Source organism: Nostoc sp. UIC 10630 (genome assembly GCF_010747425.1).
Lineage (GTDB): Bacteria > Cyanobacteriota > Cyanobacteriia > Cyanobacteriales > Nostocaceae > Nostoc.
On sequence record NZ_JAAGOG010000388.1, the window covers coordinates 1 to 2,786 of the forward strand.

Sequence of the window (2,786 nt, forward strand, 5' to 3'; positions counted from 1 at the left end):
CCATTGCCCTGCTTACCTTCCAGAGTTTTTTCTTTTAATCCTTTTATTCAGAATACTCGGAAAGTGACAGAAGAGGGATATTTGTCTCATAAAAATTCCTGTAGATGCTTGCATATTCACCTACAGGATAAGTTGTATGATTATTTTATTTGTTATACGACTTTTTTATTGTTGTACAACAGCTGTAGATAAATAATTCGGTTGAACAATTTTAATGCCTCAAATGCTTGTTATTTCGTGGCAAAGAATAAATAACGGTTGAACAATTTCATTCATGACTTTGAAAGATACTTGATTCATAGCCTAATAAACAAATAAAACGATTAAACAATTTCTGAAAAGCTTTATGTAACAATAGTTTGACGGACTCTTCAAAATTTTAAACATCTTCTAATTCTATTGCTGGCATGGTAGTGTGCGCAAAAATACCTCAGTCGCGATCGCACTCTATTTCATATTGAGTTGGTAATATAGAGCGGTCTGACGCTCAAAACCAATTCACTTATCCATCGATGTCCAATCACCAGAAGGTATAAACGCAGCCCAGTAGTAAGGATGCTGATACATCTCACCCTTTAACATCTCTAATTGAGTTTGGCGTAGTGCTTCACTGCGCCCCTGATTGTCTAGCAATTTTTTGTAGTAAGCAACCATCAACTCTTTGCTAGCATCATCATCTACTTTCCACAAACTAATCATTTGACTTTCAGAGCCAGCAATTACCAAAGCGCGACGCAAACCATAAATGCCTTCACCCGCACGAATGTTTCCCAAAGCAGTATCACAGGCAGAGAGTACGGCCAGTTTTGTACCGGCTAGATTTAGTGTAGTTGTTTCCAGCGCAGTGAGAATGCCATCTTCGCCGCCGCTTTGACGAGGTTTCACGCCAGCAAAAACTAATCCTGACAGCAGTAGAGGATTCTCATCAAGTGTAGTTTTCTCTTTGTTTGCTGGGGCCTTTTCAAAAAAACCATGCGTGGCGATATGGAGAATCCTGGGGCTTTTAACTTGTTTGACTGCACCTTCTGTAGCTTTAGCACCTGTTAAAGGCTTGACTTTTAAGAGAGTCGAAATTGCTTTGGCTTCTTCAGCAGTTCCTGGTAGAGGAGAAAATACTCTCTGCGACAGGTCAATAGAGCGGGTATTTTTTGCATCAATATTATTAGCATTAGGTTGACGTGCAACTAGTTCACCAGGACGATTGAAATTAGGGTCAGCGATGAGGACTGGTGGCTGTTGGCTGGGAGAATGGTTTTGTAGTCTTAGCAAGTCTCGTCCAGAGGTGAGGTAAGTGAAAGAATAGTTTTCAACTAGGTAGCGGTTATTTTCATCTACTAGTGCTTCAAAGGGAATGAGGTTGAGAGCGCTGTCTGGAGAGAGTAGAATTTTGCGAGTATTACCCAAGAGTTTACGTACTGGCTGCATGAGGATTTTATCTAAGTCACGAGCCGATTGTTTAACTTGGGTGATATCAGCGCCTGGATATAGCAAATTATCGCGGAATAATTCTATGGTTTTTTGAATTGTTTCAGTATCGCCTAAGTCAATACCTTTAGTTTCTCCTTTTGCCGAGAGAATGTATACCGCGTAACGAGGTTTCCCAAAGCGTTTATCTGGTGATGGTTTGGGATTAAAAGGTTGATATTGGACTAGTTCCACCAAAGCTGCATCACCAGGAATTAATTTTTGAATAGTTTCAAGGGTGATAGGCTGAGACTGAGTACGAAATTCTTCACTGCGGCGACTCAGTTGGTCTTCTAGTTGTTTTATCTGGGTTTCAAGCTGTGTAACTTGAGTCCGATACTGCTCGTTATAGTTATAAAATAGATGTAGATGGGAAAGTTGACTTTGGGCATTTATTAAATTCTTGAATAGAGATTGGCTTTCTGGGTCAAGGCGTTGACGCAGAATTTTCTGGCTATTGGTGAGGACATCTAAGATACGACCTTTACGTTGTAAGACTGTATTCAGGGCTAAACGAGTTGCCTTGGGGTTGTTAGTAGCAGAATTCAGGTGCAGGGAAATAATGGCATTTGTGCTATCAGATATAGTATTGACGTAATCACGTTTTTGTCGCTCAAAACCGACAGCCAAGTTGAGAGTGAGGTTATGTTCTTCAACCCTTACTCCTTGTGTGAAAAACTCAAAAGTGCGGTTTATGTCACCTTGTCCCCAGTACAGCCTAGCTAGATGATTTAAGCTAGTTCCCACAGATGGATGCTCATCCCCCAGCAGGTGTTTTCTCATTTCTAATGCTTGGTGATATAGGGGTTTGGCATCTGCGTACCTTCCCTGACTTTCGTACAGCGCAGCTAGATTATTTAAGCTAGTTGCCACATCGGGATGCTCATCTCCCAGCAGGCGTTTATATATTTCTAATGCTTGGCGATACAGGGGTTCGGCATCTGCGTACCTTCCCTGGCTTGAGTACAGAAATGCCAGATTATGTAAGCTTTGTGCCACATCGGGATGCTCATCTCCCAGCAGGCGTTTTCTCATTTCTAATGCTTGGCGATATAGAGGTTCGGCATCTGCGTACTTTCCCTGTTTTTCGTAAAGCCCAGCCAGATTATTTAAGCTAGTTGCCACATTGAGATGCTCATCTGCCGGCAGGCGTTTATATATTTCTAATGCTTGGCGATATAGGGGTTCGGCATCTGCGTACTTTCCCTGCCTTGAGTACAGCCCAGCCAGATTATTTAAGCTAGTTGCCACATCGGGATGCTCATTCCCCAGCAGCTTCTTACGAATAGCCAGCATACGCTCTGCTAAAGGAATTGCTTCAG

General features: G+C 42.0%; 1 protein-coding gene. It reads right to left on the reverse strand.

The window, feature by feature from the left end; genetic code table 11:
- Positions 1-498: 498 nt before the first annotated feature.
- A partial coding sequence (locus tag G1O98_RS37735) for a CHAT domain-containing tetratricopeptide repeat protein (protein ID WP_163939511.1) occupies positions 499-2,786 on the reverse strand: 2,288 nt, incomplete at its 5' end.